Origin of the sequence: Pseudoflavonifractor gallinarum, from assembly GCF_014982855.1 — a bacterium.
GTDB classification, from domain to species: Bacteria; Bacillota; Clostridia; order Oscillospirales; family Oscillospiraceae; genus Pseudoflavonifractor_A; species Pseudoflavonifractor_A gallinarum.
This window is the reverse complement of record NZ_JADCKF010000002.1, coordinates 261434-275575: the sequence shown is the minus strand read 5'-3', so window position 1 is coordinate 275575 and position 14142 is coordinate 261434. Positions and strand designations below refer to the sequence as shown.

14 protein-coding genes are annotated in these 14142 nt (G+C 65.8%); 3 read left to right on the top strand and 11 right to left on the bottom strand.

The features are described 5' to 3' along the window. Nucleotides 1-23: 23 nt before the first annotated feature. Genes INF37_RS03315 through INF37_RS03285 form a run of 7 tightly spaced genes read right to left on the bottom strand, consistent with a single transcriptional unit; the run spans nucleotide 24 to nucleotide 5880 of the window. Complete coding sequence (locus INF37_RS03315) at nucleotides 24-1199, bottom strand: bifunctional histidine phosphatase family protein/GNAT family N-acetyltransferase (protein WP_193536387.1); 1176 nt, start codon at nucleotides 1197-1199, stop codon at nucleotides 24-26. A 33-nt stretch (nucleotides 1200-1232) separates the two neighbouring features. Continuing rightward, a complete protein-coding gene (locus INF37_RS03310; protein WP_186962843.1) occupies nucleotides 1233-1571 on the bottom strand; it encodes a DUF6054 family protein in 339 nt (112 codons plus the stop codon). Between the two features lie 23 nt (nucleotides 1572-1594). After that, nucleotides 1595-2515: a dihydroorotate dehydrogenase gene (locus tag INF37_RS03305; RefSeq protein WP_101693592.1), complete on the bottom strand. Its 921-nt coding sequence runs from the start codon at nucleotides 2513-2515 to the stop codon at nucleotides 1595-1597. Then, nucleotides 2508-3287 carry a dihydroorotate dehydrogenase electron transfer subunit gene (locus INF37_RS03300; protein ID WP_101693593.1) on the bottom strand — a complete coding sequence of 260 codons (780 nt, stop codon included), beginning with the start codon at nucleotides 3285-3287 and terminating at the stop codon, nucleotides 2508-2510. Before INF37_RS03300 ends, INF37_RS03305 begins: the two co-directional genes overlap by 8 nt. A gap of 33 nt (nucleotides 3288-3320) precedes the next feature. After that, nucleotides 3321-3578 carry a PF20097 family protein gene (locus tag INF37_RS03295; RefSeq protein ID WP_193536385.1) on the bottom strand — a complete coding sequence of 86 codons (258 nt, stop codon included), beginning with the start codon at nucleotides 3576-3578 and terminating at the stop codon, nucleotides 3321-3323. A gap of 42 nt (nucleotides 3579-3620) precedes the next feature. Then, nucleotides 3621-4547: an orotidine-5'-phosphate decarboxylase gene (pyrF, locus tag INF37_RS03290; protein ID WP_193536383.1), complete on the bottom strand. Its 927-nt coding sequence runs from the start codon at nucleotides 4545-4547 to the stop codon at nucleotides 3621-3623. Nucleotides 4548-4602: 55 nt separating this feature from the next. Next, nucleotides 4603-5880 carry a dihydroorotase gene (locus tag INF37_RS03285; RefSeq protein ID WP_193536381.1) on the bottom strand — a complete coding sequence of 426 codons (1278 nt, stop codon included), beginning with the start codon at nucleotides 5878-5880 and terminating at the stop codon, nucleotides 4603-4605. 271 nt (nucleotides 5881-6151) lie between these two features. Between INF37_RS03285 and INF37_RS03280 the strand changes: the two genes are divergently transcribed. From INF37_RS03280 to INF37_RS03270, 3 genes are all read left to right on the top strand, one after another. After that, a complete protein-coding gene (locus INF37_RS03280; protein WP_180956924.1) occupies nucleotides 6152-6328 on the top strand; it encodes a hypothetical protein in 177 nt (58 codons plus the stop codon). A 188-nt stretch (nucleotides 6329-6516) separates the two neighbouring features. Continuing rightward, entirely contained in the window at nucleotides 6517-6858 is a 342-nt protein-coding gene (locus tag INF37_RS03275) for a PadR family transcriptional regulator (RefSeq protein ID WP_193536379.1), read from the top strand. Then, nucleotides 6848-8221 carry a permease prefix domain 1-containing protein gene (locus INF37_RS03270; protein ID WP_193536377.1) on the top strand — a complete coding sequence of 458 codons (1374 nt, stop codon included), beginning with the start codon at nucleotides 6848-6850 and terminating at the stop codon, nucleotides 8219-8221. The genes INF37_RS03275 and INF37_RS03270 overlap by 11 nt, the downstream gene beginning before the upstream one ends. 296 nt (nucleotides 8222-8517) lie before the next feature. On the opposite strand, the gene INF37_RS03265 is transcribed toward INF37_RS03270, so the two are convergent. The 4 genes from INF37_RS03265 to glmS form a co-directional block, all read right to left on the bottom strand. Then, a complete protein-coding gene (locus INF37_RS03265; protein ID WP_193536374.1) occupies nucleotides 8518-9519 on the bottom strand; it encodes an ABC transporter permease in 1002 nt (333 codons plus the stop codon). Beyond that, nucleotides 9516-10481: an ABC transporter permease gene (locus tag INF37_RS03260; protein WP_193536372.1), complete on the bottom strand. Its 966-nt coding sequence runs from the start codon at nucleotides 10479-10481 to the stop codon at nucleotides 9516-9518. The genes INF37_RS03265 and INF37_RS03260 overlap by 4 nt, the downstream gene beginning before the upstream one ends. A gap of 104 nt (nucleotides 10482-10585) precedes the next feature. Further along, complete coding sequence (locus tag INF37_RS03255) at nucleotides 10586-12205, bottom strand: ABC transporter substrate-binding protein (protein WP_193536370.1); 1620 nt, start codon at nucleotides 12203-12205, stop codon at nucleotides 10586-10588. 77 nt (nucleotides 12206-12282) lie between these two features. After that, nucleotides 12283-14115 carry a glutamine--fructose-6-phosphate transaminase (isomerizing) gene (gene glmS / locus INF37_RS03250; RefSeq protein WP_193536368.1) on the bottom strand — a complete coding sequence of 611 codons (1833 nt, stop codon included), beginning with the start codon at nucleotides 14113-14115 and terminating at the stop codon, nucleotides 12283-12285. Nucleotides 14116-14142: the final 27 nt, after the last annotated feature.

The following is a 14142-nucleotide window of genomic DNA, read 5'->3' as shown; positions in this document are numbered from 1 at the left end:
GTCTTGTCTTAAAATGGGCCCCGTCAGAGGAGCCCTCCCCGGGCGTCCGGACGATAGCCGATGTATTTTTCCATCTGATCCAGACTCCCCCGGTGTCCGGGCTGAGCCGCGATGGTGCGGAAGCCGTGGCGGTCATAGAACCGCCGGGCCCGCTCATTTTTCGGCGCGCACAGCAGGCGCAGCCGGTCCCGGCCCATGCCCCGGTAGACCGACACGGCCTGCCCCAGGAGCTGGGGGGCCAGCCCCTTCCCCCGCCGCTCGGGGGCCAGGGCCAGGAAGCGGATGTGGCCCGCCCCCTGGGCCTCATCCCGGGCGAGGTCCAGCTGTACCATCCCGGCCGCCTCCTCCCGCAGCATAGCCACGCTCACCGCCCGGGCATCCCGCCCGGCCCACTCCAGCGCGTCCCGGAAGAAGGCTCCCGCGTCATAGCCGGACTCGGCGCCGTACAGCCCGGTCCAGGTCTCCCGGTGGAGGGAGCAGTAAAAGGCCTCATCCGCAGCGGTGAGGGGACGGAACCAGAAGTTGGCGTCCCCCATGGTGTTGCGCACGTCCTTCCACCACCGCTGGCGGGCCAGGGTGGAGCACTCCTCCGGCAGGTGGGAGTTGTCGTTCTGGAAGAGGAGCTCCATCCGCTCTCCCTCCACCCGCAGGGCGGTCACGCCGGTGTTGTCGCAGTGCCCCAGGGAGGGCATCTCCTCCACCGGCACCCCCAGCACCTCGGCCTGGAGACAGCGGATGATGTCCCCGTGGCAGACCACGGCCACCTGTTCGCCCGGATGCCGGGCGGCAATGTCCAGGATGGCGGCGCGGATGCGGCGGCGGCCCTCCTGCCGGGACTCGCCCCCCTCGTTCTTCCACCCGGGGTCACAGGTGCTGTACCGGAGATAGTGCTCCGGCTGGAAGTGGGCCACCTCGCCCCAGGTGTGGTCCTCCCACACGCCCATGGAGAGCTCCCGCAGGTCGGCCCGGGTCTGGAGCGCCAGCCCCTTGGGGCGGTAGATGGCCCCGGCGGTCGTCTTGGTGCGGAAGAGATCGCTGGAGTACACCGCGTCCACCGGAATGTCCCGGAAGCGCTCCTCCAGCGCGGCGATCTGGCGATAGCCGTTGTCGGTGATGAGGGAATCATACCAGCCGTGGATGCGGCGGTAGAGATTCCCCTCCGCCTCGGCGTGGCGGACGATATACAGTGTACAAGCCATGGGACTCCTCCCCCTCTCTCAGTCTCTCCGGCCTCAGAGCCGGTATGCCTCCAGGGCACGGTGGACGGCGTCCTCAAAGCTGCCCGCCGCGCCCCAGTCAAAGCGGAACAGGCCCTCGCCCCCGCCCCCGCCGGCACAGTGGACCTGCGTCACGTCGGTTCCGGCAAAGTCGTCCAGCACCACGGTGAGGGTGAGGCGGTTGCCCGCCCGCCAGTAGTGCTTCTCGTAGACCAGCACCACGCAGGTCCCGCCCTTGGGATGGGGGACCTCATACCGGTCGATGAGCTCGCCGGTGATGCTGCCGGTGACGGCGGCGTGGACCCGGTCGATGCACTCCTCCAGGCTCAGGGATACATAGTAGTGGTCCTCCATGTTCCGCGCCTCCTCTCCGCGTCTTACCAGGGCTTTACGCCGCCGGTGAGCTCCGACACGGCGGAGAGTCCCTGCCTGGCGGCGATCTCAGCCAGGCCGTCCCGCACCTTGAGCGGGGCGTAGGGATCGGCAAAGCAGGCGGTACCCACCGCCACGGCGGTGGCGCCGGCCAGCATCATCTGGGCCGCGTCCTCGCCCTTGGAGACGCCGCCCATGCCCAGCACGGGGATCTTGACGGCGTTGGAGACCTCCCACACCATGCGCACCGCAACGGGGAGCACGGCGGGACCGGACATGCCGCCGGTGTTCATCTTCAGGATGGGGCGGCGGGTGTTCACGTCGATCCGCATGCCCCGCAGGGTGTTGATGAGGGAGAGGGCGTCCGCCCCCGCGCCCTCCACCGCCCGGGCGATCTCGGTGATGTCGGTGACGTTGGGGGAGAGCTTTACCATCACGGGCACCTGCCCGGCGTGGGCCTTGGCCACCTCGGTGACCTCGGCGGCCAGCTCGGGCCGGGTGCCGTAGGCCAGGCCCCCCGCCTTTACATTGGGGCAGGAGATGTTGACCTCGATCATATCCACCCCGGCCTCGGCCAGCTTCTCGCACATCACGCCGTACTCCTCGGGGCTGTTGCCCGAGATGTTGGCGATGACCTTCACGTCATACTGCCGCAGGAAGGGGAGCTCAGTGGCGATAAAGGCGTCCACACCGGGGTTCTGAAGGCCCACGGAGTTGAGGATGCCCATAGGGGTCTCGGCGATGCGGGGACCGGGGTTGCCCTCCCGCCGGTGGAGGGTCAGGCCCTTGGCGCAGATGCCGCCCAGTTCCGAGAGGTCATAGAACTCCCCGTACTCCCGGCCGAAGCCGAAGGTACCGGAGGCCACCACCACCGGGTTTTTCATGGTCATCCCGGCCAGGGTGACCGACAGATCCACATTATGCATCCCAGTCCACCTCCTTGGAATCAAACACCGGGCCGTCCTTGCAGGCGTGCTTGCGGGTGCCGTCCTTCATGTCGCACACGCACACCAGGCAGGCGCCCACGCCGCAGCCCATCCGCTCCTCCATGGAGACCTGGCAGGGCACGCCGAACTCCTCGGCCACCTTCGCCACGTTGCGCAGCATGGGCTTGGGGCCGCAGGCCAGCACCGCGTCGTAGTTTTTGTCCTCGCTCAGCTCCTGGCGCACCAGGGCGTCCACAAAGCCGTGGTAGCCCAGGGAGCCGTCGTCGGTGGCGACGAGCACCTTGGCGCACTCGTCCTGGAAGCAGTTTTGCAGGATGACCTTGTCCGCCGACCGGCCGCCCAGGATGGCGGTGGAGCGGCCCTGGGTGTACTGGGCGCAGCCCCGCATGGGGGGGATGCCGATGCCGCCGCCCACCAGCAGGTAGCGGCCCTCAGGCCGGACCTGGAATCCGTTGCCCAGCAGGCCCAGCACATCCAGGGTATCTCCCACCTGGCGCTCAGAGAGCCACGCGGTGCCCTCGCCCCGCACCTCAAAGGCGATGGCCAGGGTGTCCTCCGGCTCGTCCTCCATACAGGAGCACACCGAGATGGGACGGCGCAGCAGCAGGCCGTCGCCGCACTTCACATGGACGAACTGGCCCGGTCCCTTGCAGGAAGTGCGCACCATGTCGCCCACCTCCAGGACCATATACACCGCGTCCTGGTTGAGCCACTCCTTGGATACAATCTTACACTTGCGTTCCACTTTCATTGGTATCACGCCCTTGTCTCTTCTATGTTATGTTCATGGATCGGCGGAAAAGAGCGCCATCACGTGCCCGCAGGCCGGGCAGTACCAGGCGTCGGGACAGGTCTGGCTCTGCATCCCGCTGATGACGGACAGCTGCTTCCCCACGGCGGGCAGGATGGCGCCCAGTCCGCGCTTCTCGGATGCCTTCCGGGGATACCATGTGAGGGTGGTCCGGCTGCTCATAAATCCCCCCAGCGTCCGGAGCTTCACGCTCCCGGGCTCCATGGCTCTGTGACAGATGGGACATTCCATATGCACACGCTCCTTCCGCAGAATGGCGCTCTCTTTGCCTCTTTATTCGATGGTGATGAAACGGCAGATGTCGTCCCGCATGGCGATGGCGGCGTTGCGGGCGGCCTCCTGGTAGTCCTCGCCGTTGTGGCCCGTCTTCTTCCAGGCGCAGATGATGCCGCGGGAGGAGTTGACGATGGCGCCCTTGCCGCCCTGGTGGAAGGCGTACTGCACATCCTCGGCGGTGCCGCCCTGAGCGCCGTAGCCGGGCACCAGCAGGAAGGTGTGGGGCATCCGGGCACGGATCTGCCGCAGCTCCTCGGGATGGGTGGCGCCTGCCACCGCACCGGCCATGGTGTAGCCGTACTTGCCCTCGGTGCCCGCGCCCCACTTCTCGATGAGGTCGGCCATCAGACCGTAGACCGTGTCGTTCTCCCCGGCGGAGACGTTCTGCAGCTCGCCGGAGCCGGGGTTGGAGGTCTTGACCAGCACGAAGCAGCTCTTTCCATACTCCTTGCAGGTGTTCAGGAAGGGATTGACGCTGTCGGCGCCCATGTAGCCGTTGAGGGTCACACAGTCGGCGTCAAACACGGTGCAGCTCTGCTCGCCCACCTGAGTGGCGCCCAGCCAGCCGTCGCTGTAGGCCTCCGCGGTGGAGCCGATGTCGCCCCGCTTGATGTCGGCGATGACGTACATGCCCTTCTCCTTGGCGTAGCGGATGGTGCGCTCCATGACCTCCATGCCACGCCAGCCCAGGCGCTCATAGTAGGCGCTCTGGGGCTTGACCGAGGGGACGATGTCGCACAGGGCGTCGATCAGGCCCTTGTTGAACTGCCAGATGGCCTCGGCGGCGCCGGCCAGGGTCTCGCCGTGGGCGGCGTAGGCGGCCTTGCGGATGTGCTCAGGCACATACTCGGGCTTGGGGTCCAGGCCGGCCACGGTGGGGTTCTTTACCGCAAGGATCTTCTCCTGAAGTGCATCAAAAGACATGTGAATGTTCTCCTTCTGTTCTATTTTCTCTCTTCCGGGGCGGGATCTGCCGGGCTTACGCGTCCTGGTAGACGATCTTCCCGCCCACGATGGTATACTTTACCTTGCCCTTGAGCTTGTGGCCGCTGAAGGGCGTGTTGCGGCCCTTGGAGGCAAACTGCTCCGGGTCCACCGTCCACTCCTCATCGGGATCGAAGATCACCATGTCGGCGTCCCCGCCGATGGCGAGACGGCCCTTGTTGATCCGCAGGATGCAGGCCGGGTTCAGGGTCATCTTCCGCAGGATATCGGACAGGGGCATGTGCTTGGTGTGGTAGAGGTAGGTCAGGGTCACGCCCAGAGCGGTCTCCAGGCCCACCATGCCGCTGGGGGCCTCCTCCAGAAGGCGGGCCTTCTCCTCGGCGGAGTGGGGGGCGTGGTCAGTGGCAATGGCGTCGATGGTGCCGTCCTTGAGGCCCTCAATGATGGCCTCCACATCGGCGCGGGTGCGCAGAGGGGGATTCACCCGGGCCATGGCTCCCTGCTCCAGCACCTCGTCCTCGGTGAGGGAGAAATACTGGGGGCAGGTCTCACAGGTGATGTGGACCCCCTTCTTCTTGTAGCGGCGCACGATGGCCACCGCCTTGGCCGTGCTGATGTGGCAGATGTGGACGGCTGCGCCGGTCTCCTCCGCCAGCATGGCGTCCCGGGCCACCATGATCTCCTCCGCAATGGCGGGACGGCCGGGCAGACGCAGCTGCCGGGAGACCCGTCCCTCGTTGACGGCATAGTTTTTCACCATGTCGGCGTCCTCGCAGTGGGAGAGGACGGTCAGGTCCTGCCGGTGGGCCAGGATGAGGGCGTCCCGCATGAGATTGGCGTTCTGCACCGGCATCCCGTCGTCCGAGAGGGCCACCGCGCCCGCCTGCTTGAGCTCCTCAAAATCGGTGAGGGCCTCGCCCTTCTCCCCCTGGCTCACCGCGCCGATGGGCCAGACGTTGACCCCGCAGGCCTCCTCCGCCTTGCGCTTGACATAGGAAATCTGCTCCGCGCAGTCAATGGCCGGACGGGTATTGGGCATACAGGCCACCGAGGTAAAGCCTCCCCGGGCGGCCGCCCGGGTGCCGGTCTCGATGGTCTCCTTATACTCCTGTCCCGGGTCCCGCAGGTGGACGTGCATATCCACCAGGCCGGCACAGATGGTCAATCCGCGGGCGTCCAGCACCTCGGCCTCCGGATCACGGATGTCGCTGCCCAGGACCGCGATCTTCCCATCCTCGACCAGGACGTCCATGACGCCGCCGATCCCGCTCACCGGGTCCACCAGGCGTCCCTGTTGAATCAACAGCTTCACGCCATCACTCCTTTCTCATGATCAGTATCCCGTTTGATACCATATTAATCTGGTCGTTTGAACATAGAAAAAGGGACCAGGTTCCTCCCCCGCCCCTTGCTCCGGACCGCCCCTGGGGGCCGCATCCGGTTCCTGTCTGAATGAAGGTCCTCCGGGCGCACCATCGCCCGGAAATCCATTTTTATTATACCGTGACTTTCAGGATTTAGCAACGCATTTTTGCTGGTTTTCGGGAAGAATAACAGCAGACTCAAGTAAGGAGGTAAACCATATGAATCATCATCCCGTTCTCGGCGGTATGGGCCTGATGGGCCTGGGCATGGTGGCCGGCGCCGCACTGAGCATGGCCATGGCTCCCAAGAAAAAGGACCTCAAGCGCACCGCCCGCAAGGCTATGCGCAACATGGGAAATCTGGCCGACGACCTGTCCAGCAACATGGGATTTTAAGGGACCGTACACCGCGTTCCCCCATCCCGTTCTCCTGTCTCTGCGCCACTGGGACCGCTCGGATGCGAGCGGTCCCAGTTTTCTGTTTCGGCCCGTTCCTCCAGATCAGCCTCACCGCCCTCTTGACATAGATAGATGATCTATCTATAATTTTATGTAGATAATCTATCTATCAGGGAGGAATGCATATGCCCCGGGAAAAGCACGGTCCGGGCGGGCTGGGTATGCTGCTGCTGGCCCTTCTGGCCGGACAGGACATGTACGGCTATCAGATGATCGAGGCCCTCCGCCTGCGCTCCAACCAGGTCTTTGCACTCAAGGCGGGGACTCTCTATCCCCTGCTCCATACCCTGGAGCAGCAGGGCTGGGTCAGCTCTTACGACGATGGCGCGCCGGGGAGCCGGGTGCGCCGCTACTACCGCATCACCCCCCAGGGCCGCGCCGCCCTGGAGGAGCAGAAATCCGAGTGGAATGCCTACGCCGACGCGGTGCGGGGCGTACTGGAAGGAGGTGCCCTGTGTGGAGCGTGATGTGATCCGGACTTACCTTCACTCCGTAGGCCGGGAGATCCGCTGGGGCCGGGCCCGCACCTATCTCCTCCGGGAGCTCTCCGACCACATTGCCGACCAGGAGGGGGACTTCCTGGACCAGGGGCTCTCCCCGGAGGAGGCCGCCGCCCGGGCGGTGGAAGAGATGGGGGACCCGGTGGCGGTGGGTCGGGAGCTGGACCGCCTGCACCGGCCCCAAACCCGCTGGGAGATCGTCCTCTTTCTGGTGGGAATCGTGTTTGTGGGCCTTGTGCTGCACGGATTTACCAACTCGCACTTTTACAATGGGCCGGAGCAGTATCTGGGAATCTCCCTGGGCCTCTTGGGCATGGGGGCGGTCTGGCTGTGTGACTATCCCCGCCTGCTGCGGAAGGGGCGGCGGTGGGTCCCCCTCTGCTTCCTGCTGCTGGTCCTGGCCTTCGCCGCCGCGTGCCTCACTGCCCCGCTCTCCCGGTCTGCCCTCCCCGGCGCACCCGGGCGGTGGCTCCTCTACCTCTTTCTCTTTGTCCCCCTCCTCTTTGCCGCCTGGCTCAGCGCCCGGCCCGGGCGGGGCCTCCCCTCCCTCCTCCTCTGCCATCCGGTGATGCTCCTGGGGGCGCTGGTCCCCGCCCTCTTTCCCGCGCTGGAGGTCTGCGCCATCCTCTACGCCTCCATGCTTCTGGTCCTGACCGCCGCCGTCTGGCAGGGGTTTTTCTCCCTGAAGCGCCGGACCGGCCTGCTGGCAATCTGGGTACCCCCGTGCCTCCTGACCGGGGCCTTCTGCCTCCGGCACGCCGCTCTCTTTTCCCAGCGCTTCCAGACCTTCCTGCACCCGGACCGGGACGGGGCGGGCTATCTGTACGCCACCCTCCGCTCCCTGCGGGACAGCCTCTCCCTCTTCCAGGGGACGGATACCGGCTACCGGGTCACCGCCCTCTACCACGATATAAGCCTGATGCTGGCCAATCTGGCCTCCCGGATGGGGAGCGTGGTGTTCTGGGCGGCTCTGCTGTGCATCCTGCTCTTTTTCTTCCTCTGCGCCCGCCGCATTCTGGCCCTGCAAAGTGCCTCCGGCCGCCTGCTGGCCTGGGCGGCCCTGTGGCCCCTGTTCTTCCAGGGCATCCTCTACTGGCTGGGCAATCTGGGGTGCAGCCCGCTGTCCAACGTCCTCCCCCTCCCCTTTGTCTCCTACGCGCCCGCCGGGCAGATCCCCTCCTTCCTCCTGGCAGGGGTGCTCCTGTCGGTGTTCCGGATGGACACCCTGGCCCGGGAGGGACCCTTCCCAACCCGGCTCACCCCCCGCTCCCATGCCGCCTCCATCCCGCTGCCCGGGGGACGGCTCCACATCGAATACCGGGCAAACTAAAAAGCGGTCCCGCCTCCTGTTTGGGAAGCGGGACCGTCTCGGTCTATCGATCAATGGTATTCCTGCGCTTTGTACTGTAAACGCCTCGCAGAGTTCCGCCGTCCGCAGACGGCGGAAGAGAGCCAAATCGTGTTTTCCGGCGGCATGTACGTCGGAAAACACACTTCTCAGCCCACAAGCGTGCGCGCATCCGCGCGTGCGACGCAGGGGGCTGCATCCCCTCTCAAAAATGCCTGCATTTTTGAGACGCGTGTCGAACTCGTTCGCCACGCGAAAACGGGACCGCTGCTTTTCTCTCAGGTCAAATGATGGGTTTTCATCCGCTTGCGGCCAAAGGCACAGACCCGGCCGTCGGGCTCCTCCGTCTCCACGGCGCAGTGCTCCACCTGGGTCAGCTCCTCGGGCGTCTCGTGGCACACGCCGCGGGACTCGGCCATCCCCGCGGTGCGGACCCACTTGGGATCCATGGAGTCCCGCAGGCCGTCCCCGATAAACTGGAGGCAGAACACCGTCACCACGATGCAGATGCTGGGCGGGATCCACACCCAGGGCTTTCCCGCGAAGACCACGGGATTGGTGGCATACTGGATCATGTTGCCCCAGGAGGCCTGGGGAGTCCGGATGCCCACGCCCAGAAAGCTCAGGCTGGACTCGGACAGGATGGCACGCCCCACCCGCAGGGCCAGCGCGGCCCACACCGGGGCCACCGCGTTGGGCAGGACGTTCCGCCGCAGGATGGTGGCGGTGCTCCCGCCCAGCGCCCGGACCGCCAGGATATACTCCTTCTCCCGGATGGAGAGGGTGTTGCCGTAGACCAGCCGGGCGATGGAGGTCCACCCCAGCAGTCCGATCACCAGAATGATGTTCCACACCGACGCGCCCACCATGGCCACCAGGCAGAGCACCAGCACGATGCTGGGAAAGCTCTGGACCACGTCGGCACAGCGCATGATCCAGAATTCCCACGCGCCCCGGCGGTATCCGGCCAGCAGCCCCAGGGGGACGCCCACCGCCACGCTGATCCCGGCGGCGGCAAAGCCCACCAGCAGGGAGATCCGCCCGCCGCAGACCAGCCGGGCAAACAGATCCCGGCCCACATCGTCCGTGCCCAGCCAGTGGGCCGCGGAGGGGGCCGCCCAGAAGCCTGCGGAGCGGTCGGTCACATTGGGCTCCAGCCCCATCAGGGGGGGCAGAAGGAGCACGCACAGGATCTCAGCCACCAGGATGCACAGCCCGGCCACCGCCCGGCGGTCCTGGCAAAACCGGCTCCAGATGCCGGCCATTCCTCCCCGCCTCATCCGCCGCACCTCCCATACCGGACCCTGGGGTCTACCAGTCCGTAGACCAGGTCCAGCAGCAGATTGGTGCACAGCACGGTCAGGGCGATGACCACCGTCACGCCCATGACGATGGTGAAATCCCGGTTATTGATGGCCGAGAACATGAGGCTTCCCATCCCCGGCCAGCCGAAGACCCGCTCCACCACCACCGAGCCGCCGATGATGTGGGGGATGTGGCTGAGCACGGTGGTCACGATGGGGATAAGGGAGCCGCGGAACATATGGCGCACCATGACCACCCGCCCCCGCAGCCCCTTGGCCCAGGCGGTGCGGATATAGTCCTCCCCCAGGGTCTCCAGGCAGGCTGAGCGGGTCTGCTTGACCAGCTCTCCCATATTGCTCACGCAGATGACCGCCGCGGGCAGGATCAGATGCCGCAGCAGGTCGGGCAGGGTGCCCGTGCTCCCGGTGGTATACATCCGGGCCGAGGGGAGCCAGCCCAGCGTGATGGAGAACACGTAGACCGCCATCAGGCTGAGCAGGAACCCGGGCACTCCAAAGCTCACCATGGCGCACCCGGAGGCCAGCTTGTCCCAGAAGGAGCCCGGCTTCCAGGCCGCCGCCACCCCCAGGGGGATGGCCAGAGCCACCGCCAGGACCACGCCCGTCCCCGTCAGGATCAGGGAGGGGACCACCCGCTGTCCGATGGTCTCGGCCACCGGACGGCCGGTCTGGTAGGAGCTGCCCAGATCTCCCTGGAGCAAGTCCCCCAGCCAGTGGCCATAGCGCACCAGGAAGGGCTGGTCCAGGCCCAGCTGGGCCTCCAGCGCCGCCCGGTCCGTGTCGTTGAAGGAACTTCCGTCCCCCATCAGGTCGGCGATGGTCCCCGGCCCCAGATGGAGAAAGAGAAAGACACACAGTGTGATCCCAAAAAAGACCGGGATCACCGTCAAAAGCCGCTTGCGGATATAATGTAGCACGATTGTTTCCTCCTACACTTCCGGCTCCCCGGTGGGGGAGCATAGAGCCCGCAGGCTCTTACGGAGGTTTTCCAAATTTCACCGCCGGGCGTCTGGTCCGGCCGTCAGTTCTTGACCCACTCCCACACATTCTCGTTGGAGAAGCTGGCTGCGGTGTACTCGATGCCGCTCACCGTGGGGGACTCCACATGGAGGGCCGTCCCGAACCACAGGGGGATGAAGGGACGCTCCTCCGCCATCCAGTCCTCCAGCGCCTTCACGGCCTGGGTGCGGGCATCGGGGTCGGTCTCCTCCTTCACCGCCTGGATGAGGGCCGACACCTCGCTCAGGTCCTGGACGTGGAAGATGTTGTTGTTCTCGGTGAACCGGCTCTCCACGAACCACAGGGGCAGAGCGCTGGGGGTATGGCTGGCGATGCCCATGTCATAGGTGCCGTCCGCCATGCCGGAGAACATGGTGGCGGAGTCCACTGTCTCAATGGTGATGGTGATGCCGGCCTCGGCCAGCTCCTGCTGCATGAGGGCGGCGAGACCCGCGCGGTTGGAGGCGCAGGCCAGGGTATAGGTGGTCCCGTCATACCCGGCCTCGGTCAGCAGCTCCTTGGCCCCCTCCACGTCGTAGGGGGTGTTGTAGTCTCCGGCGTAGCTGGCGCAGGTGGGCAGCACCGAGGTGCCGGTGACCGTGCCGTATCCGCCGGTGGACTGCTCGCTCAGCAGCTCCTTGTCCAGGGCCAGCTCGATGGCCCGGCGGATGCGGGCATCCGAGATGGTCTCGTTGTTGAGCATCAGCTCATAGAAGGTGTTGGGCACCGTGCCCTCCTGCACGGTCAGCCCGGCCTCGGTGGCGGCGGGGGCGGTGTCCGCCGTGACGCTGCCGCCGATGCCGTAGTAGTCCAGATCCCCGGCGATCAGGGCGGTGAGGAGGCTGGACTTGTCCATCACCGTGATGACCAGCTGGTCAAAGCCGGGCGCGCCCAGCTGGTAGTCCGGATTGGCCTCCAGCGTCAGGGTGCTGCCCGCCACCTCGGAGACAAATTTGCACGGGCCGGAGCCGATGGGGGCCTTCCACAGGTCCAGCTCCATCACCTGCGACGGGTCGGTCCCCTCCAGCAGATGGGTGGGCAGGACGTAGAACTCCCGGTTCTTGTCCAGCAAAAAGTCCTCGGGCGTGGTCACGTTCTTGAAGGTCAGCTTCAGCGTGGTGTCGTCCAGGGCCTCCGCGCCCAGCTTCTCCCCCGCCACGGCGGCGCCGGTGCTGTCGGTGCCGGCCAGCACGGCGAAGGCCGAGCGTCCCAGGGCGGGGCAGTCGGGGTTGGTCACCAGGGCGATGCTGTCCACCCAGTGCTGGGCCGTGACCGGCGTGCCGTCGTGGAAGGCGGCCTTCTCGTCCAGGTGGAAGATCACCGCCAGGCCGTCGTCGGCGCTCTCCCAGGACTTGGCCGCTCTGGGGGTCAGGGTGCCGTCGGCGTGGACAAAGACCAGCCGGTCGTAGATCTTATCGTAAATCATGCGGGAGTAGTTGCTGCCCGAGGGGCTGTTGTAGGGCATGAGCGAATCCCACGGGTTGGAGAGTCCGTAATTGATCACAACAGGCTGTGCAGAGTTCTGCTCTTGGGTCGGCGCGGGGGAACCAGAGGGCGCAGAGGAGTCAGAGGGCGCGGAACCGCAGGCGGTCAGGGTGCCGGCCACAGCCAGGGACAGCGTCAGTGCAAGCAGTCTTTTCACGATTCAGGATACCTCCAGATCTTTTTTACGTCCGTTCTTCCCGGCGGAAGAGGGGGCGCTTTGTCAAAAACGTGCCGTCATTCCACGGTCACCGATTTTGCCAGGTTGCGGGGCTTGTCGATGTCGCACCCGTGCATCAGGGCCACGTAATAGGCAAACAGCTGCATGGGCACCACCTCCAGGGAGGGGAGCAGCATGGGATGGGCCGCGGGCACCGTGAGGGTGTGGTTGACCGCCTCCGACATGGGCTTCTCAAAGCCCTCCATGGTCAGGCCCAGCACGTCGGCCCCCCGGCTCTTGACCTCCACCACGTTGCTCATGGTCTTTTCAAAGAGGGGGGCGTATCCGGCCAGGGCCACCACCAGGGTCCCGTTTTCGATCAGGGAGATGGTGCCGTGCTTGAGCTCTCCGGCGGCGTAGGCCTCCGAGTGGAGATAGGAGATCTCCTTGAGCTTGAGGGAGCCCTCCAGCCCCACCGCATAATCCAGGTTGCGGCCGATGAAGAAGACCGAGGGGTGGTTGAAGTACAGGGAGGCCAGATACTGGATCTGCTCCCGCTGCTCCAGGACCTTCTCCAGCAGCTCGGGCAGCCCCTCCAGGGCGGCCACGGCGGCGGCATACTCCGCCTCGGGAATGGTCCCCATCTGCCGGGCGGCGTACAGGGCGATCAGATCCACCAGGGCCAGCTGGGTGGAGTAGGCCTTGGTGGTGGCCACCGCGATCTCGGGCCCGGCCCAGGTGTAGAGCACCTCGTCGGACTCCCGGGCGATGGTGGAGCCCACTACATTCACCACCGACAGGACCCGGGCCCCTCTCCGTCTGGCCTCCCGCAGGGCGGCCAGGGTGTCGATGGTCTCGCCCGACTGGCTGATGACCAGGGCCAGGGTCCGGCTGCTCACGATGGGGTCGCAGTACCGGAACTCGGAGGCCAGGGCCACCTCCACCGGCTTGCGCAGCAACTTTTCCAGAATGTACTTGGCCGCCACGCCCACATGGTAGGAGGAGCCGCAGGCGATCACATAGATCTTGTCCAGACCGTGGAGATAGTCCGCGTCCAGCTCCACCCCGTCCAGGACCACTTCCCCGTTCTGGATGCGGGGGGAGATGGTGTCCCGCACCGCCTTGGGCTGCTCCAGGATCTCCTTGAGCATGAAGTGCTCATATCCGCCCTTTTCGGCGGCGGAGATCTCCCAGTCCACCTGGTGGTGCTTCTTTTCCACCGGGCGGAGATAGGCGTCGTACACCCAGCAGTGGTCGGGGGTGAGCTCGGCGATCTCCCCGTCGTCCAGGTAGCAGACCTCCCGGGTGTGGCGGATGACCGCCGTCACGTCGGAGGCCATGAGGTGGAATCCCTCCCCAAAGCCCAGGATGAGCGGGCTGTCCTTCCGGGCGGCGATCAGCCGGTCGGGGCAGTCGGCGCACAGGATGCCCAGGGCATAGGCCCCCTGGATCCGGTGGAGCACCTTGGTGACCGCGTCCAGAATGTTGCCGTCATAGTAGTATTCCAGCAGCTGGGCCACCACTTCCGTGTCGGTCTGGGAGACAAAATGCACGCCGGTGGACTGGAGAAATTCCTTGATCTCGGCATAATTTTCGATGATGCCGTTATGTACCACCGCAATGCGGCCGTTCTGGCTCATGTGGGGGTGGGAGTTGACATCGGAGGGCTCTCCGTGGGTGGCCCAGCGGGTGTGCCCCAGGCCAATGCTCCCGGGCATGCCGCCGGCGGCCTCCACCTGGTCGGCCAGCGCCTGGATGCGGCCCTTGGTCTTGATGACCTGGAGGCCCCGCTCCGGGTGATAGACGGCCACACCGGCCGAATCATATCCCCGGTATTCCAGACGGCGCAGACCGTCCAGCAAAATGGGCGCCGCTTCCTCTTTTCCTGCAAATCCTACGATTCCGCACATAATAGTTCCCCCAGCCTGTCTCGTGCA